Source organism: Comamonas terrigena NBRC 13299 (genome assembly GCF_006740045.1).
Taxonomy (GTDB): domain Bacteria; phylum Pseudomonadota; class Gammaproteobacteria; order Burkholderiales; family Burkholderiaceae_C; genus Comamonas; species Comamonas terrigena.
Window position 1 is genome coordinate 427,276 of record NZ_AP019749.1, and the last position, 23,306, is coordinate 450,581.

At 66.3% G+C, this 23,306-nt stretch carries 21 protein-coding genes; 2 read left to right on the forward strand and 19 right to left on the reverse strand.

Going from position 1 to position 23,306, the window contains the following annotated elements:
* Positions 1–27: 27 nt before the first annotated feature.
* Complete coding sequence (locus tag CT3_RS01965; protein WP_066541686.1) at positions 28–1,509, reverse strand: MATE family efflux transporter; 1,482 nt, start codon at positions 1,507–1,509, stop codon at positions 28–30.
* Between the two features lie 212 nt (positions 1,510–1,721).
* On the opposite strand from CT3_RS01965, the gene CT3_RS01970 reads away from it, so the two are divergent.
* The gene (locus CT3_RS01970) at positions 1,722–2,609 is read left to right on the forward strand and encodes a creatininase family protein (protein ID WP_066541688.1); all 888 of its coding nucleotides are present in this window, start codon (positions 1,722–1,724) and stop codon (positions 2,607–2,609) included.
* A gap of 994 nt (positions 2,610–3,603) precedes the next feature.
* Here the strand turns inward: CT3_RS01970 and CT3_RS01975 are convergent.
* From CT3_RS01975 to flgB, 18 genes are all read right to left on the reverse strand, one after another.
* Positions 3,604–5,226, reverse strand: a complete 1,623-nt coding sequence (locus CT3_RS01975; protein WP_066541690.1) for an alkaline phosphatase D family protein — start codon at positions 5,224–5,226, stop codon at positions 3,604–3,606.
* Positions 5,227–5,346: 120 nt separating this feature from the next.
* Entirely contained in the window at positions 5,347–5,985 is a 639-nt protein-coding gene (locus CT3_RS01980) for a hypothetical protein (protein WP_066541691.1), read from the reverse strand.
* Positions 5,986–6,100: 115 nt separating this feature from the next.
* The gene (locus CT3_RS01985; RefSeq protein WP_066541813.1) at positions 6,101–6,772 is read right to left on the reverse strand and encodes a histidine phosphatase family protein; all 672 of its coding nucleotides are present in this window, start codon (positions 6,770–6,772) and stop codon (positions 6,101–6,103) included.
* Positions 6,773–6,899: 127 nt separating this feature from the next.
* Positions 6,900–7,850: a PhzF family phenazine biosynthesis protein gene (locus CT3_RS01990; RefSeq protein WP_225608895.1), complete on the reverse strand. Its 951-nt coding sequence runs from the start codon at positions 7,848–7,850 to the stop codon at positions 6,900–6,902.
* 115 nt (positions 7,851–7,965) lie between these two features.
* Positions 7,966–9,150, reverse strand: a complete 1,185-nt coding sequence (locus CT3_RS01995; RefSeq protein WP_066541694.1) for an aminotransferase-like domain-containing protein — start codon at positions 9,148–9,150, stop codon at positions 7,966–7,968.
* Between the two features lie 284 nt (positions 9,151–9,434).
* The gene (locus tag CT3_RS02000) at positions 9,435–10,034 is read right to left on the reverse strand and encodes a LysE family translocator (RefSeq protein WP_066541696.1); all 600 of its coding nucleotides are present in this window, start codon (positions 10,032–10,034) and stop codon (positions 9,435–9,437) included.
* Between the two features lie 260 nt (positions 10,035–10,294).
* Entirely contained in the window at positions 10,295–11,518 is a 1,224-nt protein-coding gene (locus CT3_RS02005; protein WP_066541698.1) for an HDOD domain-containing protein, read from the reverse strand.
* 29 nt (positions 11,519–11,547) lie between these two features.
* Positions 11,548–12,831 (reverse strand): flagellar hook-associated protein FlgL, encoded by a 1,284-nt coding sequence (flgL, locus tag CT3_RS02010; protein WP_066541700.1) that lies wholly within the window; start codon positions 12,829–12,831, stop codon positions 11,548–11,550.
* Positions 12,832–12,848: 17 nt separating this feature from the next.
* Positions 12,849–14,831 carry a flagellar hook-associated protein FlgK gene (gene flgK / locus CT3_RS02015; protein WP_066541702.1) on the reverse strand — a complete coding sequence of 661 codons (1,983 nt, stop codon included), beginning with the start codon at positions 14,829–14,831 and terminating at the stop codon, positions 12,849–12,851.
* 12 nt (positions 14,832–14,843) lie between these two features.
* Positions 14,844–15,827 (reverse strand): flagellar assembly peptidoglycan hydrolase FlgJ, encoded by a 984-nt coding sequence (flgJ, locus tag CT3_RS02020; RefSeq protein WP_066541704.1) that lies wholly within the window; start codon positions 15,825–15,827, stop codon positions 14,844–14,846.
* On the reverse strand, positions 15,824–16,969 hold the full coding sequence (locus tag CT3_RS02025; RefSeq protein WP_066541706.1) for a flagellar basal body P-ring protein FlgI: 1,146 nt from the start codon (positions 16,967–16,969) through the stop codon (positions 15,824–15,826). The genes flgJ and CT3_RS02025 overlap by 4 nt, the downstream gene beginning before the upstream one ends.
* Positions 16,970–16,990: 21 nt before the next feature.
* Positions 16,991–17,734, reverse strand: a complete 744-nt coding sequence (locus CT3_RS02030) for a flagellar basal body L-ring protein FlgH (RefSeq protein WP_083520652.1) — start codon at positions 17,732–17,734, stop codon at positions 16,991–16,993.
* 126 nt (positions 17,735–17,860) lie between these two features.
* On the reverse strand, positions 17,861–18,643 hold the full coding sequence (gene flgG / locus CT3_RS02035) for a flagellar basal-body rod protein FlgG (protein WP_066541708.1): 783 nt from the start codon (positions 18,641–18,643) through the stop codon (positions 17,861–17,863).
* 43 nt (positions 18,644–18,686) lie between these two features.
* Positions 18,687–19,424: a flagellar basal-body rod protein FlgF gene (gene flgF / locus CT3_RS02040; protein WP_066541709.1), complete on the reverse strand. Its 738-nt coding sequence runs from the start codon at positions 19,422–19,424 to the stop codon at positions 18,687–18,689.
* A gap of 33 nt (positions 19,425–19,457) precedes the next feature.
* Positions 19,458–20,702: a flagellar hook protein FlgE gene (gene flgE / locus CT3_RS02045; protein WP_066541710.1), complete on the reverse strand. Its 1,245-nt coding sequence runs from the start codon at positions 20,700–20,702 to the stop codon at positions 19,458–19,460.
* 35 nt (positions 20,703–20,737) lie between these two features.
* Positions 20,738–21,385 (reverse strand): flagellar hook assembly protein FlgD, encoded by a 648-nt coding sequence (locus CT3_RS02050; protein ID WP_066541711.1) that lies wholly within the window; start codon positions 21,383–21,385, stop codon positions 20,738–20,740.
* A 29-nt stretch (positions 21,386–21,414) separates the two neighbouring features.
* Complete coding sequence (gene flgC, locus CT3_RS02055) at positions 21,415–21,819, reverse strand: flagellar basal body rod protein FlgC (RefSeq protein ID WP_066541713.1); 405 nt, start codon at positions 21,817–21,819, stop codon at positions 21,415–21,417.
* Between the two features lie 30 nt (positions 21,820–21,849).
* Complete coding sequence (gene flgB / locus CT3_RS02060; RefSeq protein WP_066541818.1) at positions 21,850–22,275, reverse strand: flagellar basal body rod protein FlgB; 426 nt, start codon at positions 22,273–22,275, stop codon at positions 21,850–21,852.
* A 208-nt stretch (positions 22,276–22,483) separates the two neighbouring features.
* On the opposite strand from flgB, the gene flgA reads away from it, so the two are divergent.
* Positions 22,484–23,221 carry a flagellar basal body P-ring formation chaperone FlgA gene (flgA, locus tag CT3_RS02065; RefSeq protein ID WP_066541715.1) on the forward strand — a complete coding sequence of 246 codons (738 nt, stop codon included), beginning with the start codon at positions 22,484–22,486 and terminating at the stop codon, positions 23,219–23,221.
* Positions 23,222–23,306 lie beyond the last annotated feature (85 nt).

Below are 23,306 nucleotides of genomic sequence, written 5' to 3' on the forward strand. Positions count from 1 at the left end.
GCACCGGGGCGTTGGCGACGGCTGCGGTCAGCGATGGGCCTCGGGCTCATCCCCGCCCAGGCTGCACACCGGGGTGGGCGGCTGGCCGCCCACCTCGGCCGGTGTGGCCTGGGGCGTGGCCGGCCCGTCGGGCAGCATATGTGCCTGGCGCCAATGGCCCCAGCGGTAGTAGGCCAGGCTCAGCAGCATGGCGCACAGCGAGCTGATGGGAAAGCTCCACCAGATGGCGTCCACCCCCAGCCAGGGCTGCATCCACTGCGCCACGGGGACGCGCACGCCCCACAGCGCCAGGCCCAGAATGACCAGGGGCGGAATCACCGCACCGGTGGAGCGCACCACGCCCGACAGCACAAACGTCACGCCAAAGAACACAAAGGAGCCGATGGCGATGTGGTTCAGGTGGCGCGCCGGCTCCAGCGCCGCGCTGCCGGCCGGCAGAAACCAGCCCAGCACCAGCCGGTCGGCCAGCACGATCAGTGCAATCAGCAGACCGGTCATGCCCACATTGGCCCAGACACCGGCGCGGGCCGTGCCGTCCACCCGGTCCCAGCGGCGCGCGCCCACGTTCTGTGCCGCCATGGACGAACAGGCCGCCCCGATGGCCATGGCCGGCATCTGCACATAGGTCCACAGTTGCAAGGCGGCGCCGTAGGCGGACGACAGCTCGACCCCGTGCAGATTGACCAGGCGCATCACCATGATCATGGCCAGGGAGATCAGCACGATCTGCGCCCCCATCGGCAGCCCCTTGGTGATGAGGGTGCGCACGATGGCGGGCCGGGGGCGGAACAGGTGCAGCTCGCTGCGGCCTATCCACAGCGGGTGGCGGCGGCGGTACAGCCACAACAGCATGGCCACAAAGCTGATGGCATTGGCCACCAGCGTGGCCGTGGCAGCGCCGGTGATGCCCATGCGCGGCACCGGACCCCAGCCGAAGATCAGCAGCGGGTTCAGCAGCACATCCAGCACCACCACCAGCAGCAGGAACAGGAAAGGCGTGCGCGTGTCGCCCGCGCCGCGCAGCACGGCGGAGACAAAGGCAAACAGATACAGCAGCGGCATCGCCAGGAAGATGATGCGCAGATAGCTCTCCGCCAGCGGCAGCGCGGCTTCGGGCGTGTCTATCCACTGCAGGATCAGCCGCGACAGCGGAAAGCCCACCACGGCGATCAGCACCGACACCGCGCCAAAGAAGCTGGCGCTGGTGCCCATCACCGCCCGGGCCTGGGCCAGGTTCTTGGCCCCCATGGCCTGGGCCACCAGGATGGTGGCCGCCATGCCCACGCCAAACACCAGCCCGATCAGCAGAAACAGGATGTTGTTGGCGTTGGCCGTGGCCGTCAGCGCCGCTTCGCCCAGGTACTTGCCCACCCACACGGCATTGACCGAGCCGTTGAGCGACTGCAGCACATTGCCCGCCAGAATCGGCAGCGCAAACGCCACCAGGGTGCGGGCGATGGGGCCTTGGGTCAGGTCGCGGATGGGAGCGCGGTGCGGTGTGGATGCCATGCCGCATTGTGGCGGGCGGCGGCCGGCTGTCCAGCCGCCCTGTGACGCAGGCCTGTCCGCTGCACGCCGGCCATCGGCGAAGGGCCGCTTCCCGCCGGGGCCCGTGCGGATTCCGGTGGCCTGTTGGCCCACTGCACGCCCCTCGCATGCCCTCAGCTTGCCCTGCGCAGGGCTGTCGCCAGACCCGGGCGCCAAGCCTCTAAGATGCGGCCATGGCCTCCCGCACTTCCCCCCCCCAGACTGCCGCCCCCGATTCTTCCGCCATGCCGCGCTGGCCCGCCCGCCACTGGGCCCAGGTGTCGGCGCGCGACTTTGCGCTGGCGCAGACCAACGGTCTGGCGGCCGCCACCGTGGCCGTGCTGCCCGTGGGCGCGGTGGAGCAGCATGGCCCGCACCTGCCGCTGTCGGTGGACAGCACCCTGGTGGACGGCATGGTGGCCGCGGCACTGCCGCACCTGCCGGCCGACACCCCGGTGCTGGTGCTGCCCACGCAGCAGATCGGCCTGAGCCTGGAGCACGAAAGCTATGCCGGCACCCTGGGCCTGTCGCCTGCCACGCTGCTGGCGCTGTGGACCGAGATCGGTGCCTGCGTGGCCCGTGCCGGCGTCAAAAAGCTGCTGATCTTCAATGCCCATGGCGGCAATGTCAGCAGCATGGACATCGTCGCGCGCCAGCTGCGCATGCAGTGCGGCCTGCTGGTCTACCACAGCAGCTGGTTCAACCTGCCGCTGCAGGGCAGCGACCAGGCGTTCAGCGTCCATGAGCACCGCTTTGGCGTGCACGGCGGCGAAATGGAGACGTCCATGCTGCTGCACCTGGCGCCCGAGCGGGTGCGCATGGAGCATGCACAGAACTTCAGCTCCACCTCCGCGCAGCGCGCGCAGCACTACCCCATTCTGGGCAACGGCAAAAGCGCCAAGCTGGGCTGGGCCATGCAGGACTACAACCCCTGTGGGGCCGCCGGCAATGCGGCGGCGGCCGATGCCGCGCGAGGCAAGGCACTGGTGGAGGCGGTGGGCGTCAGCCTGGCGGCGCTGCTGGAGGAGATACACCGGCTGCCTGCGAGCACCGTGGGGGCGGAGCCTACGCCGCTGGGGTGAGGTGGCTGTTCATGCTGTTTTGATAGCGGCGTGTACGCGTGTACGTGGCGTTGGAGCCTGCTTCTATTCAGCTTCTGCTGTGGCTTTGTTTGCCGAGGCCGGGAAGTCGCCCCGGCTAGTGTTGGTAGCGAATTCGCTCACGGACCTGCTCCAGCATCCGCAAGCGCCAGATATGGCCTGCGGCTCGGTGCGTTCTACATTACGTTAGGCCACTCAAGATGTCCGTTTACATCCTCAGATTCTTCTTTGATCCCGGCAGCGGCATTTGCCTTTGGGCAGCGAATGATGCTGCTAGGGATAAATGGGATTACCCCATAGATACACGGGACCTTCCTCTTCCGGAGAACACGTGGCGTTTTGCCTATCACCTATGCAGCTGGTTCGACACGAGTATTGATTGGACGTATCCGCCTGATCCATCCCCGTGGGACGCTGCGGAGCGCGACCGATTCAATAACGCGGCCCAACAATTTCTAGAGATTCTGCGTGGTCAACTTGGCACCGACTTTGACGTAGTTGATGAGTCCGCCACGTCGGCCGCGGCCTAACAATTCATTCAAGCCGACGCCGCCTCTATGCGCGGCTTAACTTAGGCTTTGAATGTCTGCTTCTTGATTCCGTCAGCGACGGCTCTTGGCCGATTGCCGACAGCGTTGAATAAGCAAACCCAGAATCAGAACAGCGGCAGGTTCGTCACAGCGTTTGTGCTCCCGCGTGCCAGCCGCAGCGCAGCTGCGCACTGGCACGCCGTGGTTCCACTGACTCGCCGCGTTGGTCCGAATGGAGCTCCGAAGGCGCGCAGTGAGTTATGCGGCGGGTATTCAAAGCGCGCTCTTTCCCCACTTTCTCGCGCGCCAGCGAGAAAGTGGGTCGCCCGCCGGGGCGAAATCCCGGCCTCGGAATCACGCTGTACGACGAGGACTGAAGTCGACTCCAATCAGAGCGTCTGATAGCGGCCCGTGCGCTCCCGCGCAGCACAAACAGCCTATTGGAATCACGCCGCCACAGGCCCTGCCTTCCCACTCTCCACCACAAACTGCGCCAGGGTGTAGACCGGGCTGTCGGCGCTCAGCGGGTCGGCCACGGCGCGCAATTGGGTGCGCAGGGTCTGGGGGGTGATGTCCACCAGGCTGTAGCCGCGTTCTTCACAGCGGGCCAGCAGCACCTGGGGGTTGTGGGCGCGCAGGGCGTCCACCTTGTCCTGGGTGGTGCCGCTGCGCGAGCTGATGGAGGTGCCGCAGAACTCGCTGGCCAGTACGGGGTTGTCCTTGTCCAGCGGGCGGTCGGCCAGGGTGGGGACGGCGCAGACATAGTTCTGGTGGATGTCACCGCCCAGCAGCACGCTGTTGTGCGGGGCGGCGTCGGCGATCTGCCGGGTCAGGCGCTGGCGGGCTGCCGGGTAGCCGTCCCAGCTGTCGGTGGACTGGGCGCCGCTGGGCCTGCGGCGGGCGGTGAACAAGGTGGTCTGGGCGACCACGCTCCACCGGGCGGCTTCCGCGCGGTGGCGGCTGTCGGCCTGCAACTGGCGGCCCAGCCAGGCTTCCTGCTCCCGGCCCAGAAAGCTGCGGGCGGGGGCGAACAGCTCCGGGCAGCGGTCCGCGTGCACGCTGCCGCTGTCGGCCTTGCCCGGTGTGCGGCAGGCTTGCGGGCTGCGGTACTGGCGGCCATCCAGCAGATGGAACCGGGCCAGCGATCCCCAGTGCAGACTGCGGTACAGCTGCAGCCCCTGCATGCTGCGCTGCAGTGCCCCGGCGCGCAGTGGCATGTTTTCATAGAACGCCTGCCAGGCGGCCATGCGCCGGGCCAGAAAGGCGGTGGCCTCGCCCAGGCCCTGGTCGGCCGCATAGTCGTTTTCCACCTCGTGGTCGTCCCAGATCACGCTCCAGTTGCACTGGGCGTGGGCGGCCTGCAGCAGCGGATCGCTTTTGTGCAGTGCATAGCGGTCGCGGTAGTCCTGCAGGGTGCGGGCCGTGGGCAGCGGCTGGGGACGGGCCAGGCCTTCGGTCTTGGCGGGCTGGGCGTACTCGTAGATGTAGTCGCCCAGAAACAGCACCAGGTCCGGCTGGTCCTGCACTACGGAACGCCAGGCGGCGTAGTGGCCGTGCTCCCAGCGCTGGCAGGAGGCAAAGGCCAGGCGCAGCCGCTGCACCGTCGCACCGGGTGCTGGCGCGGTGCAGCAGCGGCCGGTGGTGCTGGTGGCATTGCCCTGCATGAAGCGGTAGAAGTAGCTGCGCCCCGCTGCCAGCCCGTTGACCTGCACATGCACGGCATGGCCCCATTCCGGCAGTGCCTGGGCCTGGCCGCTGGCGGCGATGCGACGAAAACCCGGGTCGTGGGCCAGCTCCCAGCGCACCGTCAGCGCCGACAACTGCGGCGCATCCGCCTGGCCCAGCCAGTGGGCGGGCGGCGTCAGCCGGGTCCAGAGCAGCACGTTATCGGGCTGCGGGTCGCCACTGGCCACGCCCAGGGTGAACGGGTCGTGGTCGGGGTGGGCGATTCCGCCGGCAGGGGCACTGCGGGCCCAGGCGGGCAGCAGCCCCAGTGCGCTGCCCAGGCCGGTGGCCTGCAGCAGCTGGCGGCGGGTGGGCGGCTGGCGAGAAAAGAGAGGCAGGGTCATGGCAGGTGGGTGATGCGTTCCGGAGCTGCGGCGCGTCCGATGGCGATGACAGTAGCCCCGTTAGGCCGGCAGGGCCGCATGCCAGCCGACCGGTGAGCCGACGGGCCGGAGTGGTCGATCTCAGCCGACCGTATCCATGCCGCGCGGCAGCAGGCGCAGGTGGGTGAACTGCCAATGGTGCAGCGCCTCGCGCAGGATCAGCAGGGCCGCAGCCCCGTGCGGATCACCGGGCAGATCCGGGTCCAGGCCGCCGTAGTGGCGGTTGGACTGGGCCACCAGGCGCTCGAACAGCGCCTCGATGGCCTCGCGCGTGACGGCGGGAGGTGCGCAATTGGGGGCGGGCGGCAACATGCCCAGCTCCGGATCGCCGGCGGCCAGGCGGGCGATCTGCAGCAGCAGCGGATCGCGCGTGGCCAGCACGGTGTGGGGCGGCACCAGACGGGCCAGCGGCATCACGGCGTCTTCCACCACCATGATGCCGGCCTCCAGCTGGGCGGGCGTGGGCATGTCGCGCTTGAAGGTGCGCTGCGTCAGCATGTGCAGGCCCAGGTGCATGTAGTGCACCACCGGCGTGGGGTGGCCCTGGTTGCCTTCGCTGACCAGCAGGTAGCAGGCGGAATCGCCCACATCGAACAGGGCCACCGCTTCGTGGGCCTGCACCGCCGGCCCCAGCAGTGCGCGCAGCTGCTGCATGGTGGCGACCGTGGGCGTGGGGTCGAGGGAGGGGTCTTGTTCGGGGCGGAGAACGGTTCCGGACATGGCGCGCAGGCTCCGTGGCGGTGCAAAACCCCGGTTGTAAGCCAATCGGCAAAGCCCTACGCCGAGGGTAGGGCGCAGACCAGGGAATACGCCCAGGGACATGCCCGGGCCTGCGTCAGGCGAAGGTGGCCCAGTCGCGGGTCTGCGGCGTATCCAGGTGGTTCAGCGTGTTGAAGGTCTGCAGCATCATGCGTTTGGGGCTGATGCTGAACTCCGTCACCGCGCTGTTGCGGATGCGCATGTTCAGCGCAATGCTGGCTTCGGGCGTGGTGCCCAGGACCTGGGCCACGGCGGCGGAAATGGGGCCGCCGCTGCTGACCACCAGCACATTGCCGCCCGCGTGCTGCTGGCGGATGCGCTCCAGCGTGCTGCGGATGCCGGCGGAGAAGTCGTCCCAGCTGGGCATGCCGGCAGGGGTGATGACACCGCTCATCCACTGGGCCAGTGCATCGCATAGCAGGCGGAAATGGTGGCGGTAGCGCTCGGGGGTGTCGGCCTTGCCCAGCGGTTCGGGGTGGATGCAGCGGATCAGCGCGTGGCTGTCGTATTCGTTGAGGGCCGGCAGTGCCTCGGCGGCGGGCAGGCCCGGCAGCTGCCGGGCGATGCCTTCCAGCGTCTGGGCGTGGCGGCGTAGCGTGCCGGTGAACACGGCGTCGAACGGCTGACCGCGCTCCTGCCAGTACTGGCCCAGGCACTCGGCCTGCTCCATGCCCCGGGGGCTGAGCTGGTCATAGTCGTCGGCCCCGAAAGATGCCTGGCCGTGGCGTACAAGGTAGAGGGTTCCCATGCCGCGCATTGTGGGCAGGCGGCTGGCGTGCACATGTCGTGCGGGCGACGCGAAAACCGTGGGCTGTCGCCTGCGCGTCCGGTGCGCCCGGGGAGCTGGGCCGCCCGTCGGGAGGCTGGGCCTGTGTTTACAGCAGGACCTGGCCGTGCACGCAGGTGACCGTGTGCCCGCCCACCCACAGAGCGCCGGTGGCATCGGGGGTGATGGCGATCTCGCCCGCACGGCCCACGCACACGCCCTGGTTGGCAGTATAGGGTGCCTGCAGCCAGCCCTCGGCGGTCAGCCATTGGGCCAGGGCTGCGTTCAGGCTGCCGGTGACTGGGTCTTCCATGGCCAGGGAGGAGACCAGGCCGCGCACTTCCAGCTGCACGCTGGCGGCGGCTGGCGCAGTTTCACCCACGCGGCTGCCGGCAAAGGCACGCGCTTCGCGGCTGGAGCGACCGATCAGGGCGCCGGCGTCTTCCTGCGGGTAGCGTGCCGCCAGTCCCAGCTTCTGGCCGGTGGCGGCCAGGCGCGGCCAGTCCGGCTCCAGGGCCAGCAATGTGTCGGGATCGTCCAGCAACATACCCATCCAGGGACTGCCGTTGTACAGCTGCTGGGCGGCCAGTACCTGGGCGGGCTCCAGGCCCAGTGCCGCCGTGACCTGGGCGAGCAGGGCGGGTTCCACCGCCTGGCGCTGGAGTGCCGGGGCGCAGAACGCCAGGCGCTGGTCGCGCCGGGCAATCTGCACCAGACCCTGCTGGCATTCCTGCAGCACATGGGTGCTGCTGTGCGGCTGTCCGCCATGGGCCAGCCAGGCATGGCAGCTGCCCAGCGTGGGGTGGCCGGCGAAGGCCAGCTCACCCTCGGGCGTGAAGATGCGCAGGCGGTAATCGGCCCCTTGTGCCGCCGCTTCGGCACTGGGCGGCAGTACAAACGTGGTTTCGGACAGATTGGTCCAACAGGCGAATTGCTGCATCTGTGCGTCAGACAGGCCGGCGGCATCCAGCACCACGGCCACCGGGTTGCCCAGGTAGGGGACGGCGGTGAAGACATCGACGGTCATCAAGGGGCGGGAGCGCAGGGCGGAGGCTGGCATGGCGGCAGGCAAGGGCAGAAAAGAACAACGCGGTGCAGGCTGTGGCTGAACGGGTTCAGGCAGCCCGGCACCGCGCCGGAGGCGCCACGCACGGGGCGTGGCGGCAAGCAGGCGGTCAGGCCTGCGATTGTGCGCGGATGGCGTCCGCCAGGGCGGCGATGCCCTGGTTGATCTGCTCGGCCGACACGGTCACATAGGACAGGCGCAGGGTGTTGGTCTGGGCGTCACCGGCATAGAAAGGCGCGCCGGGCACAAAAGCCATCTGGCGCTCCACGGCCTTGGCCAGCAGGGCCTGGGCGTCCATGCCCTGGGGCAGCTGGACCCACAGGAACATGCCGCCGACCGGGCGGGTCCACTGCACGTCCAGGCCGGCCATTTCGCGCTCCAGCGCGGTCAGCATCACATCGCGCTGGGCCTTGTACATGGCACGGATGGTGGGCACATGGCGGTCCAGGAAGCCGTCCTTGATGACTTCGGCCACCACGCGCTGGTTGAAGCTGGGGGTGTGCAGGTCGGCGGCCTGCTTGGCCTGGGTCAGCTTGCCGTAGACCGACTTGGGCGCCACGATGAAGCCAATGCGCAGGCCGGGGGCCAGCACCTTGGAGAACGAGCCCATGTAGATCACGCCTTCGGGGTTGCGCGCGGCCAGGGGCAGGGGGGGCTCGCCTTCGTACCAGAGGTCACCGTAGGGGTTGTCTTCGATCAGCGGAATATCCAGTTCCTTGGCCTTTTCCACCAGGGCCTGGCGGCGCGCTTCGCTCATGGTGCGGCCGGTGGGGTTCTGGAAGTTGGGCAGCACGTAGGCGACGCGGGCCTTGTCGGCACCGCTGCCCACCTTGGCGGCAAAGTCGTCCACCAGCATGCCTTCGTCATCGCTGTCCACGCCCTCGGCCACCGGCTCCATGGGGGTGAAAGCCTGCAGGGCGCCCAGGTAGGTGGGCTTTTCGACCAGGATGCGGCTGCCTGCGTCCAGGAACACCTTGCCGATCAGGTCCAGCGCCTGCTGGCTGCCGGTGGTGATCAGGATCTGCTCGGGGTCGACATTCCAGGGCAGGAAATCGGCAATCGCCTGGCGCAGGGCCGGCAGGCCTTCGGTGGTGGAGTACTGCAGAGCGGCGGCGCCGTCACGCTGCATCACGGTCTGGCAGGCGGCGGTGAACGCGTCCAGGGGGAAGGCCTTGGGGGAAGGCAGGCCACCGGCCATGCTGATGATGCCGGGGCGGTCGGTCAGCTTCAGAATTTCGCGGATCGCGGAGGAATTCATCTTGGCGGCACGTGCAGCCAGGGTCCAGTTCGTCATAACTCAATCTCAAAAATCGGCGCACGCCCTGTGCGGGCGCGTTGCGGCGGAAGGAGCATGCCGTTGTGCAGCATGTGCCGGCGAGCAGTGCGAGCGCTGGCATCGGCAGGCGCAGGCAGGGACGGTCGGCAGGAAACAGGGGGCACAGCCTTTGGGGATAACGCAGGCTGCGGATGAGAGCTATTGTGGGGGGGCGGATGGCATGGCTGGGAAAGTTGGGGGAAAAAACTGTGTGCAGTCTGGGGGTGTCAGGCACCAAATTGGGGACGGGATAGGAGTCCGGCTCAGGCCCGCAGCATCCACGCCGCGGTCAGCACCAGCAGCGCGGCCATGCCACGGTTGAACCACAACAGCCGCCGGCCCTGGGCCAGCCAGCCGCGCAGCAGCGCACCGATGCAGGCATAGAGCAGGTTGCTGGCAAAGGCATAGCAGACCATGACCGGCAGCACCACGGCCAGGCGCTGCAGGCCATCGGGCTGGCCGGCCACCCAGCCGGCGACGATGGTAAGCGCCAGCAGCCAGGCCTTGATATTGACGAACTGCAGGGCCACGCCCTGCCAGAAGCCGACCTGCAGCTGTTCGCTGCGGGCCTGGGCCAGCTGGCCGCTGTTCCACAGCCGGAATGCCAGCCATAGCAAATAGGCAATGCCCACGCCCTGGATCAGCCAGCGCAGCGCCGGGGCGGCCGTGACCATGGCGCCGATGCCGGCAGCGCACAACAGCAGCAACAGGCTCCAGCCGCAGGGTACGGCCAGCACAAAGCGCATGCTGCGACGCAGGCCGAGGTTGGCGGCCAGGGCGGTGGACAAGGTGGTGTTGGGGCCGGGGCTGAAGCTCATGGCCGAGGCCAGCACCAGCAGGGCGGTGAATTCGTGCAAAGGCATGGGAGACGGGTGCAATCCCTGCCACTGTAGGCGCGCTCGCCCCGCTTGCCTACGGCGCTATCCCTAGGGTGCAGCCTTGGGTGTGGGGGGCATGCGCTGCGGCAAAGCCAGAAAAGGTGCTGCTGAAGCGGCTGTCTGGGCTGGTTGTCCGGTCCCGTTCGCCCACATGGGCACCGGCGCTCATTGAAGCCACGGCGCAGTGGGCGTACCGCTGCGCTGGCTGTGTCGTGCTTTTCGGCACACTGCCGCAGAGGGGTTTTTTACAGCGCCAGGCGCTCGGCCGGCCATTCGCTGATGGTGCGCAGCAGCGTGCGGTTCACATGCTCGAGGTCGATGTCGTAGCGCGCGCACAGCTCACGCACCACCGGGCCGTCTTCCTTTTCCAGCGCCTTGGCCAGCAGCAGGCTGGGAGCGTAGGGGCCGTCTTCCTCCACCGCGGCTTCGTGGATGCGTTCGGACAGCGGCAGGCGCTGCAGCGTCTGGCTCAGCGGCTCGTCCAGCAGCTCATCGAGGCGCGAGAACAGGCCGCACAGATAGACCTCGCTGCGCAGCTCCTGGCTGACGCCAGGGTCCAGCAGGCGCTCGGTCAGCTGGGCACGCATCACGGTGGCGGCGCGTATGGGCTGCAGGTCCTTGTCGGCGCTGGCCTGGGTCAGCTGGTTGGCCAGCCACTGCTTGAGCTGGCTGTAGCCCAGCATCACAAAACCCATGCGCAGCGAGTCCACGCCCGAGCGCAGGGCCAGCGAGGCCGAGTTGGTGAACACCATGAAGCGGTAGGCCAGCATGGGGTCTTCGCTCAGGATCTGCTCGAAGGTTTCAAAGGATTCGTCCGCATCCACGGCCTTGAGCAGGCGCATCACATGGTCGTGGCTGGGTGCCAGTGCACGTTCGCCGCGCAGCTTGTGCTGCACGTCTTCCGAAGGCCAGCCCGCGATGGCGGCGGCGCGGTGCTGGTCCAGGCAGCGGTGCATGATGGCGCGGCTGTGCAGTTCTTCGTATATCTGACCGTCCAGCAGTGCCAGGTGCTCGGGTGCCGGAGCGCCGGGCGACAGCTGCATCAGCTGGATGGCGTCCTGCGGGGCCAGGCGCAGCATGCTGCTGGCGAACCAGCGGGCGCTGTCGGCGTCGGGCAGATCGTTGAGCGCGCCGCGCCATACCAGGCGTACACCGCGGGCCTGGGCACGCTGCACCAGGTCGTAGAGCGCAGAATCGGCCAGCCATTCGCCGCGCACTTCGATCAGTTGCTGCGCATCGCGTACGGTGTGCTGCAGCAGCAGACCCAGCAGGTGGCGCGACTGGGGCGACAGAATGAGCCGGGGCGCCGTGGGCGCCGCCATTTCCTGCAGCATGCGCAGGAAATGCGGGACATCGGGCTGGTCGTCGCCACCCTCGTGCATGAACAACTGCACACCCACCAGTTTGCGGGCGGCATTCCACAGGGGGCGGTAGCCCAGGGCCAAAGAGGTGAGCGCAGTCTGAACCATGCAGCGATATTAGGCCGAAGCCCGCCCCGTCAGTTGATGAAATTGAACAGCGACAGCTTCTGGATGGAAGCGTAGGACTGCATGGCGGCCGACACCGTCAGCTGCTGGTTTTGCAGCAGGGACAGCGCGGCAATGTATTCCGAATCGTTCATGTCTTCGGCGGCGGCGCGCTGGCCTTCCATCTGCTCGTTGCGGGCCAGCAGGGTTTTGCCGATGCGGTCGGACTGTTGCATCAGATCGCCGGCATAGCTGCGCACCGTCGAGACACGGTTCATGGCGGTGTCGATTTCGGCCTGCACCTTGGCCAGGCCATGGGCCAGTTCGCCGAAGGCGGTGGTGCCATCCATCTTGCCGCTGTTGCGGGAGGCGGCAATGGCGCTGTCCAGCACCGAGAACAGGTCGGTGCGTTCGCTTTGCTTGACGGTGAAACCGTCGCCGTTGGCCGGCACGCCGGTGATGGTCAGGTCCATGCCGCCCACGCGGATGGCGTCCCCCGACTTGTAGGCCAGGTTGGTCATGGGGTTGCCCGCCGTGTCATTGACCGGGTTGCCTGCGCTGTCGACCACGCTGTAGGTGGTCTTGCCGGTGGCGTCCACCGCAAACTGGATGGTCTGCGGGCCCACGAAGGCGGCGGCGGCCGAAGGGTCCTTGATGGTGCCGACATTGCTCCAGGCCTTGCCGGTGTTGGGGGTGTAGGTGGGCGGGGTGGTGGCCGGGGTCACTTCCACGCCCAGTTCCACGGCCAGCACGCCGTTGCCGGTGGAGCCGCTCATGAAGGCCAGGGCGCCGTCCAGGGTGCTGGCGATGCCGTAGTCGCTGCTCGACTGCTGGCCGGCCTGGCCGTCGTACTGGTACTTGCCGGAGATAACCTGCTCCTGGCTGTCCAGGCCGCGGAACAGGGGCAGGCCGTTGCTGTCCTTGCGGTTGGCGTAGCCCAGGATCTGGTTGCGCAGGCTTTCCATCTGCTGCACCAGGGCATCGCGTTCGGTCTGGGTGAAGCTGCCGTTGCCAGCCTGCACGGTCAGGTCGCGAAAGGCCTGCAGCGCGTCCACCATTTCGCCCAAGGTCGATTCGCCATAGGTGATGGTGGCTGTCTGCGCGTCCAGCGCGCGCTGGTCGGTGTCCAGGCGCGACAGGCGGGTGCGGGCACGTTCGGCCTGGGCGGCGCCGACGGGGTCGTCGCTGGCGCGCAGGACTTTTTTCTTGGCCGAGACATGCTCGATCTGGTCGGCCAGCTCTTTTTGCTGCTTGCTCAACATGTTCACGGTGTTCGCGTACATGGTGGCCGTGCTGTAACGGTTGACGTTCGCCATGGAAAGCTCCTACAGAATCAGTGGTTGACGGCGTTGAGCACGCTGTCAAAAAGGCTTTGGGCGATCTGGATCACCTTGGCCGACGCCTGGTAGGCCTGCTGGAACTGCAGCAGGCGGGCCGCTTCCTCGTCCTGGTTCACGCCGGAGACTGCGGTGCGTTCGTTTTCCAGGCTGGCCGCCACATTGGCGGACAGCTCGGCGGCGTACTGGGCGCTTTGGGTGCGGGTGCCGACCACGGCCATGGCCGAGGAGAAGCCGTCGGTCAGCGTGGTGCCGTTGTCGAAGATCTTGGCATCGCGCAGATCCAGGAAGGCCGTGGCATTGCCGGAGTTGCGCTTCCAGGCGTCGCCCAGCGCGGGTTCCAGGGCATTGCTCACCTGCACGGTGTCGCCGGTCTTGGGCGTGCCGTTCAGCGTGATCTGCCAGCCGTCGATGTTGATGGGCTTGCCCGATTGGTAGGGCTGGGGGCCCGACAGGTTGCCGGGGTAGTCGTAGGTGATGGCGCCCGTGCCGGGATCGACCGTGAAGGTGATGGCCACCGGGGTGCCGATGGGCGGCACACCCGTGCCCGTGGACTTGAGCTGCAGCAGCTGCAAGGTGCCCTGGTTGTCCTGGCTGATGGCCGCCGACACGGGGTTGGAAACGGCCAGATCCTCGGGCGTGTAGACCAGGGCCTTGATGTCGCTGGCGGCGGAGCTGAAGGGCTTGAACAGAATGCTCTGGCCTTGTGCTCCCGAATTGGCATCGGCATCCAGCGAGAAGGTCAGTCCGTCGACCGTGAAGGTGGAGGAACCGGCGGTGGGGCCGGCGGCATAGCCCAGTGCGGGGTCGGTCAGGGCACGGGTCTTGCCGTCCGACAGGCGCACGATCTTGGTGTCGGCCGGGTGGCTGGCACCGAACACGATTTTGTAGTCCGAGGCCACCAGGGCATGGGTGTCGGTGAACGCGACCGAGGCCGAGGGCGTTCCCAGGTCATAGCCGGGGATGTTGCTGTAGCCCGGCATGCTGGTGGGCAGGGCAAACAATTCGGTGCCGGGCACGCCGCTGAGCGTCAGGCCCAGCTGGTTCTGCTTGTTCAGCTCGGTCCCGATGGACAGCGCCAGGCGGCCCATCAGGTTGCGCCCTTCGACCAGATCTTCGTTGTTGAACTTGAGCAGGCCCGCAATCTCGCCGCCCGCCACCATGCCTGCCGTCAGTTCCACCTTCTCGCCATTGGGCTGGCTGAAGTACAGCGACAGCTTGCCGCTGCCGGGGTAGTTGGTGGATTCGCTGACGCTCAGCTGCGCGGCGCTGGCGCCCAGCACCAGGGCCTGGCTGCCACCCACGAACAGGTTGATGCTGCCGTCATCGGCCGCCACCTGGGTGGTCTTGACGTACTGGTTGATCTCGCGGACCACCTGGTCGCGCTGGTCCAGCAGGTCGTTGGGGCTGTGGCCGGCGGCCAGGGCACGGCTAATCTGGGTGTTGAGCGTGGCCACCTGGGTGGCCAGGCTGTTGACCACGATCACATCGTTGCCGATCTGCTGCTTGGTGACGTAGTCCTGCTCTTCCAGCGCCGTGGAGGAGGCGCGAAAGCGCGATGCCAGCTCGGACATGCGGGTGAGCACCACATTGCGTGCCGTGGAGTCGGTCGGCGAGGTTTCCAGGTCGGCAAACGCATTCATCATGTTGGTGATGGCGGCACCCAGGCCTGCGTCACCGCCGGCGTAGACGTCCTGCATCTGCGTCAGCGACTGGGAGCGTGCGGCATCGGCGGCGCTGGCGGCGTTGGCCGCGTTGGATTGCTTGTTCAGCAGCTCGCTGTAGTTGCGCATCACCGTAGCGACGGACACGCCGTTGCCGATGTAGCCGTTGCCCCGGTTCTGGCCGGCGACGGTCTGCAGCGCCACGGTCTGGCGCGAATACCCCGGCGTGTTGACGTTGGCAATGTTGTGGCCGATGGTCTGTAGGGCAGCCTGGTTGGCCGTCAGGGCCGAGACTCCGACATTCAGTAAGCTCATGTTGGCGCTTCCTTAAGCTTGGTTGCTGCGCTGCACGGCCACGGCACTTTCGATGGCGCGGGTCAGCTTGTTGGCGTATTGGGGATCGGTGGCGTAGCCCGCTTGCTGCAGGGCCTTGGCGTAGGCATTGGCCGAGCCGGCGCTGGCCACGTTCTGGGCCTGTTCGTAGCGCGGGTTCTCGGTGATCAGGCGGGCGTAGTCGCGGAACGACTCTTCATACGAGTCGTAGGCGCGGAACTTGGCCTTGACCTTGCGGGGCACGCCGTCGATGTATTCGGTGGTGGTGACTTCGGCCACCTTGCCGTTCCAGCCCTTGCCGGCCTTGATGCCGAACAGGTTGAAGGAGTTGCTGCCGTCGGCGTTGCGGATGGCGCTCTTGCCCCAGCCGGTTTCATGGCCGGCCTGGCCCACCATGAAGCTGGCGGGAATGCCGCTTTCCTGGGCCACGCGCTGCGCGGAGGGCAGGTGCGCCTGGACAAAGCTGTCGCGTCCCTTGGGGGGCGGCGCATAGGCGTCCACCGCCGGGGTGCTGCCCTTGCTCCAGCTGCTGCCGCTCAGGCTGGTGGCGGCCCGGCTCTGGCTGGCAAAGCTGAGGGTGGACGTCATGCTGAAGTTGCGCTGCGCCAGGGCGTTGTCATCGCCCAGCAGGCTGGACAGCTCGCCGGTCACATTGGCGGCTGCGAGGTTGTCCTTGCCGATGGAGCGCGAGATCTGGGCCGTGATGGCATCGCTCAGGCCACGGGGCATGCCGGACATGGCGACCGACATCTGCTGGTCGTACATGTCGTTGGCTAGGCTGGTGGCCGAGTTGTCCAGCAGGCCCGACTTCATGGTCGCGTCGCGCATGCTCTTGATCATCTCGCGCATGAACAGCGATTCGAGCTGCTTGGCCGCTTCGCGTGCGGCCTTGGGGTCATTCGACTGGGTCTTGAGCGAGTTGAGGGACTGGACGTCGCTGACCAGCGCGTTCTGGGCGTTGAAGGAGAGGGAGCTCATATCACCTCCAGTTCGGCGTTCAGTGCGCCGGCGGACTTGATGGCCTGCAGGATGGCCAGCAGATCCTGGGGAGTGGCCCCCAGGGCGTTGAGGGAGCGCACCACGTCGGACAGCTGGGGCGAGGCGGGCATGTTGATGACCTTGCCCGGCTCTTGCGAGACCTGGATGGAGGCTTTTTCCGCCACCACTGTCTGGCCTTGCGAGAACGGGCCTGGCTGGCTGATGACGGGGGTGGAATTGATGGTGATGGCCAGGTTGCCGTGGGCAATGGCGCAGGGGCCCAAGGTCACGGCCTGGTTCATCACGATGGAGCCGGTGCGGGCGTTGATGACCACCTTGGCGGCCGGCTTGCTGTTTTGCAGCGTCAGCTCTTCGATGTCGGCAATGAAGCTGACCCGGGCGCCCGACAGCTCGGGGGCGCGCACTTCCACGGTACGGCCATCCAGCGCTGTCGCGGTGCCCGCGCCGTGGCGGTTGTTGATGGCCTTCACGACCTGGCTGGCCATCTGAAAATCCGAGGCGTTCAAGCCCAGGCGGATGGTGCTGCCTTCGTTGAGCGGCGTCGGGATGGCGCGTTCCACCTGGCCGCCCAGCGGAATGCGGCCGGCGCTCAGGTGGTTGATCTGGACCTTGGAGCCGGCCTGGGAGGCCCCGGCACCACCCACCACCATATTGCCCTGGGCCAGCGCGTAGATTTCGCCGTCGGCACCGCGCAGCGGGGTGACGATCAGCGTGCCGCCCTTGAGCGACTTGGCGTTGCCCATGGAGGACACCACCACGTCAATCTGCTGGCCGGGCTGGGAGAAGGGGGGGAGCTCGGCGGTGACGATCACGGCCGCCACGTTCTTGAGCTGCAGACTGTTCATGTTGGCAGTCGCCGGCAGCGTGATGCCCATTTGCTGGAGATAGTTCGCCAGCGTCTGCGTGGTGTAGGGCATCTGCGTGGTCTGGTCGCCCGTGCCATCGAGGCCGACCACCAGGCCATAACCGGTCAACTGGTTGCTGCGTACGCCTTGCACGGCAGCCACTTCCTTGATGCGCACGGCCTGTGCGGGCGGTGCCAGCATGCTGCCGCACAAGGCAGCGAGCAGGAAAATGCCGTGAGCTGTGCGGAACTTGGGAAGTGTGGACAGTACTTTCATACTGCCCAATTCTGGAGAGGATCAGAACGGCATAAAGTTCAAAAAGAACGAGGACAACCAGCCAATTGACTGGGCTGATCCCTGCTGGCCGCGGCTGCGCGACTCCACGCGCACATTGGCCACCTGGGTGGAGGCAATCACGCTGTTGGGCTGCAGCATGTAGGGGTCCACGGTGCCGGTGAAACGCAGCACATCGACGTTGTGGTTTACGCCGATCTGCTTCTCGCCCGCCACGATCAGGTGGCCGTTGGGCAGCACATCGATGACGGTGGTGGTGATGGAGCCGGTGAAGGCGTTGGCGCTTTCGGTGCCGCCGGCGCCGGAGAACTTGTTGTCGCTTTCCATGCCGGCGCCGAGCTTGCCCAGAATGCTGGCGCCGGGCTTCATGAACGGAATGGCGCTGACGCTGGAGTTCATCTCGTTGCTGCGGTTGACGCTGGACGACTGCTTCTGGCTGGCCGTGACCTTTTCCGTGATGGCAATGGTCACGATATCGCCCACCAGGCGGGCCTTGCGGTTTTCAAACGGCGGGCGGTAGCGGTTGCTCTGGAACAGGCTGCCGGTCGTGGTCGCAGACGGAGCGGGCGCGGTGATGGCGGCGGCCGTCAGCGGCTGGGTGGGCAGACCCATTTCCACCGGCGGCGGATCGTTGAAGGCGCAGCCGCTCAGGACCAGGGTGGCGCCGATCCAGATGCTGGTGCGCAGGGGCGGGCGGCCAGGGGTCGGGCGGTGCGACAGCAGCGAAAAACGGGAGGGCGTGGTCATGGCAGGTATTCCATTCGCAAAATCAGGAGTGGCTGGAGCAAGCACCACAAGGTTTTCAAGGTGGACTTCACCTGAAAACCTTGCTGGATGCGCTGAAGCAGCTCACTTAATAAGAGAGCTTGAGAATCAGAGCTGCGAGAGCTTGGCCAGCATCTGGTCACTGGTGGAGATGGCCTTGGAATTCATTTCGTAGGCACGCTGGGTCTGGATCATGGCCACCAGTTCTTCCACCACGTTCACATTGGACGATTCCAGAAAGCCCTGCATCACCGTGCCCAGATTGTTGGAGCCGGGTGTGCCCGCCTGCGGCGTGCCCGAGGCCGGGGTTTCACGGAACAGGTTCTCGCCCAGCGGCTCCAGGCCGGCGGGATTGATGAACGATGCCGTATTCAGCTGGCCGATCTGCTGGGGGGTGGCGCTGCCGGACACCGTCACTTCCACCAGGCCGGTCTTGCTGATGCTCAGGCGGGTGGCGTTGGCCGGCACGGTGATGCCGTCCAGCAGCGGGTAGCCGCCGGCGGTGACCAGCTGGCCGGTGCCGTTCTTGCTGAAGGTGCCGTCACGGGTATAGGCCGTGGTGCCGTCGGGCATCTGGATCTGGAAGAAACCATCGCCGCTGATGGCCACATCCAGGTCCTTGCCGGATTCCAGCGGCGTGCCCTGGGTGAAGTTGCGGGTGGTGGCCACGGTGCGCACGCCCAGGCCCAGGTGCATACCGGTGGGCAGGGTGTTTTGCTCGTCGGCCTGGGAACCGACCTGGCGCAGGTTCTGGTAGATCAGGTCTTCGAACACGGCGCTCTGGCGCTTGTAGCCGGTGGTCGAGACGTTGGACAAGTTGTGCGAGACCACGTCCATGTTGGTCTGCTGGGCCTGCATGCCGGTCTTGGCAATCCACAGGGAATTCATCATGGCAAGGGTTCCTTCCGTATTCGGTGTGTGGGCTGCGCGTGGATCAGCCGTTCATGCTCAGCAGCTGGCTGGCCGTCTTGTCATTGCTTTCGGCCGTTTGCAGCATCTTGATCTGCTGCTCGAACTGGCGCGAGGCGGCGATCATGCCCACCATCTGTTCGACGGCGTTCACGTTGGAGCCTTCCAGGGTGCCGGCCACCAGACGGGCATTGCCGTCGTTGGGTAGGTCGCCGTTCACACCACGGAACAGACCGTCATCGCTGCGCTTGATGGCCTGGTCGGCCGTGGGGGTGACCATCTTGAGGCGGCCTATGCTCATGGGTGGCTGGTTGGGCAGCGTGGCCACCACGGTGCCGTCGGCACCGAAGTTGAGCTTGGCGTTCTGGGGAATGTCGATGGGCGTGCCGCCATCGGACAGCACGGGCAGGCCGGTGGCGGTGACCAGCTGACCCTGCTCGGTCACTTCCAGTGCGCCGTTGCGGGTGTAGGCCTCCATGCCGTCCATGCCCTGCACGGCAAACCAGGCGTTGCCACGGGCCATGAGGTCGGTGTTCTTGCCGGTGGTCATGGCCGGGCCGGGAGTTTCCAGGTGGCCGGACGTGGCGTCCAGCGCAAACACGCGGGTGGTGGAGCCCTGGCCTTGCACGGGGACCGAACGGAATGTGGTCATTTCCGAACGGAAGCCCGTGGTCGAGGCATTGGCCAGGTTGTTGGACAGCACCGCCTGCCGCTGGGCAGCGGCGTTGGCACCGGTCATGGTGGTGTAGATGATGCGGTCCATTACAAACTCCTAGTTGCGCGTGTCGGGTTGCGCTTAGCGCAGGTTGACCAGGGTCGAGAAGATCTGGTCCTGGGTCTTGATGGTCTGGGCGTTGGCCTGGTAGGCACGCTGCGCGGTCATCATGTTCACCAGTTCGGCCGTCAGGTCGACGTTGGACTCTTCCAGCGCATTGCCCTGGATATCGCCAAAGCTGCCGCTGCCGGCCGATCCATAGACGGCGGGGCCGGAGTCATTGGAGGCGAGCCAGTTGTTGTTGCCGTCGGGGATCAGACCCTGGGAGTTCGTGAACTTGGCCAGGGCGATCTGGGCTTCGGCGCGGGTGACGCCGTTGGAGTAGGACGCCATCAGCGTGCCATCCTTGGAGACGTTGACGCTGGTCAGCTCGCCGGAGGCATAGCCGTCCTGCGTCAGCTTGGCCACGGACCAGGCGCTGCCGAACTGGGTGGCCTTGCTCAGGTCCATCTTCACCGCGAAGGGGCTGGCGGCACCCGTGGTGGGGGTGATGGTCAGCTCGAACGGGTCGGTGGGCGCTGCGGGGGGCGCGGGCGTGGCGCTGGCCAGGGTGCCGTCGGTGTTGAAGGTCAGCGTGCCGATGGGGTCGGTGGCCGTCAGGCTGTCATAGACCTCCCAGCTGTTGGGGCCGGTCTTCTCGAAGTACACCGATGCAGGGTGAGCCACGCCCAGGCTGTCATAGACCTGCAGCGAGGTGCCGTAGGTGGCGCGCGGTGTGGGTTCGATGGGGGGCGTGGCCGTTGCATCGCCTGCCGCCAGGTTGGCGCGTGCATCCAGGTTCAGGATGCCCGCCACGCTGGTGGTCTGCTTGGCAGGAATGGGGGCGCCGGTGGGGAAGGTCAACTCGGTCAAGGCCACGCTGTTGCGCTGGCCGGTGAGGGGGTCCACGGTGTAGCCCATGACCTTGTCGCCGTTCACGGTCTGCAATTCGCCGTTCTTGGTCAGCTGGAAGTTGCCGGAACGGGTGTAGGCCATGCCGCTGGAGGTGTTGACCACGAAGAAGCCGTCGCCGTTGATGGCCATGTCCAGACCGTTGTTCGTCGGAACGATCACGCCCTGGCTGAATTGCTGCGACACGGCGGCCACGCTCACGCCGATGCCGGCGTTGCTGCCGCTGGCGGCGCCCATGGCGCTGGCCACCATTTCATTGAACTCGGCACGCGAGGACTTGAAGCCGGAGGTGTTGCTGTTGGCGATGTTGTGGCCGATGACGTCCAGGTTCTTGCTGGAGGCGTTCAGGCCGGAGAGACCGTGATAAAAACCCATGGTGTGTGCTCCTCTAAGAGATGTGATTCCCGGTCTTAGAAGACCGACTTGACGCCGCTGTAGTCGACGGTGGCACCGCTGCCCAGCTCCAGCATCAGCTTGCCGTTGCTCACCGTGGCGGCGACGACGTTGCTGGCGGTCAGTGGCGTGACCTTGACGGTGCTTTCCGCGTTGGAGGCCTTCACGCTGTATTGCAGCTGCGACTTGTCGCCGGTGTATTTGCTGCCGTCCCAGGTGAAGTAGTTGCGGCCGGCATCCAGGCCGGTCATCTCGACCGTGTCCACCAGCTCGCCCGAGGCGTTGGTGATGGTCACGGTTACGTTCGCCGCCTTGCCGGCCAGCTCGAAGGCGGCTGTGGCTTGGCCTTCTTCGGTCACCGCCAGGCCATTGCCCTCGGTCAGCACAGTGTGGCCAATCAGGCTGCTGCCTTGCAGCATCTGCATCTGGTTGAACTGGCTGGTCACGCTGGAGACGGTGTCGTTGAGCTTTTCGATGCCGCTCACCGTGCTGATCTGCGCCATTTGCGAGGTCAGCTGGGCGTTGTCCATGGGGTTGGTGGGGTCCTGGTTCTTCAGCTGGGCCACCAGCAGGGTCAGGAACTTGTCCTGCATTTCCTGCGCGGAGGTCGCGCCGGAGCTGCTGGAAGAGGAAGAAGAGCTGTTGGAGCTGACGCCGTTGATCATGGGGTCCTACTTTCTGGTGCTGCGGGCGGTTACTGGCCCAGCTGCAGCGTCTTGAGCAGCAGCGTCTTGGCGGTGTTCATCACTTCCACGTTGTTCTGGTAGGAACGGGAAGCGGAAATCATGTTGACCATCTCGTCCACGGCATTGACGTTGGAGTGGGTCACATAGCCTTGTTCATCGGCCAGCGGGTGTTCCGGGTTGTGCACGCGGCGGCCGGGGGTGTTGTCTTCCTCCACACCTACCACTTTGACGCCGGCCGAGCCGTCCTTGCCCATGGGGGCGGTCTGGAAGACCACTTCGCGGGCCTTGTAGACATCGCCGTTGGGGCCGGCGACGGCATCCACGTTGGCCAGGTTGGAGGCCACGACGTTGAGGCGTTGCGACTGGGCGCTGATGGCGCTGCCCGAGACGCTGAAGATGGAGAACATGGACATGGTGGGTTCCTATTCCTGGCGGTGCGTGGATTACTGGCCGGTGATGGCGCTGAGCATGGTCTTGGACGAGCCGTTCAGGAAACGCAGCGTGGCTTCGTAGCGCACGGAGTTGTCCACGAAGTTGGCGCGTTCGCGGTCCAGGTCCACGGTGTTGTTGTCCATGCTGGGCTGCGAGGCGATGGAGTAGCCCAGCGTGGAATCCTGGTTGTGCCCGGTTTTGGCGGCAGGCAGCGGAATGTGCTGGGCGTGGCTGACGCTGCCGGCGCGCTGCTGCTGCATCTGGGCGGTGGGCTGTTCGGTGGCCTCACGCAGGGTCTTGCCAAAGTCGAAGTCGCGGGCCACGTAGCCCGGTGTGTCGGCATTGGCGATATTGCTGGAGAGCATGCGCTGACGCTCGGCGCGCAGCACCAGTGCGTTGCTGTGGAAATTCAATCCGCCGGTCATTTTGTCGAGCATGTGTTCCTCTCGCTTGCAATAGATGGCATCCATGCATCGACAGGACGCAGGAAGTGGGCTGATTATGGAAATCGGGTGGTTTTTCTAAAGCGCGAAGAACTGGGGGTTGGGCCGGCAGTTCCAGGGTTTGCGCGCAGGCATCTGGCTCTACATTGCTGGCATCGCCTCGAAAGGGTTCGGGGCTGTCTGATATGAAAGCCTGTTCCTGATGTCCATTGCCCGCCGTGCTGCCGTCTCTGTCGCCACTTTCTGCCGCAAGCAGGGCGTGCTGGCGGCGGCGTGCGCGCTGGCAGCGGTGTCAGTGCACGCTCAGAGCGTGGAGCAGGTCAGCCAGCAATGGCTGAACAACGCGCTGGCGCAAGGCAGCGCTTCGCCGCAGGAAATGCCTTTGCGCCTGGAGGTGGAGCTGGGCAGACTGGATCCCCGCCTGAATCTGGCGCCGTGCGCCCGCATGGAGCCTTATCTGCCCAACGGCTCCAAGCTGTGGGGGCGTACCCGCATCGGTATCCGCTGCCTGGAAGGCAGTCGCCTGTGGAATGTGTTCATGCCTGTCACGGTCAAGGCCTGGGGTCCTGCCTGGGTGCTGACCAACAATGTCACCCTGGGGGACGTGCTGAGTCCCCAGGACGCCATGCAGTCCGAGGTGGACTGGGCGGCGGAAACGGCCGCCGTGATCGCCTTGCCGGACGACTGGGTCGGGCAGAGCGCGGCCCGCTCCCTGAGTTCAGGGCAGACCCTGCGACAGGGCATGGTCCGGGCGCCGCAGCTGTTCAAGGCGGGATCGCCGGTCAAAGTGGTGGCTGGCGGCACAGGATTTCAAGTGACTTCGTCTGGCCAGGCACTTTCTGCCGGAGGGCAGGGGCAAGCCGTACGCGTTCGCATGGATAATGGCCGGATTGTCTCCGGTACGGTCAATGCGAGAGGGGAAGTCGTCGTCAACCAGTAGGTTGACGCCGTTTCGAAAAGAAACACTCAAGTTTTCCGGCACCCCGCCGATAGACTGGATATCAAGCCCGCAAGCGGGCACTGGA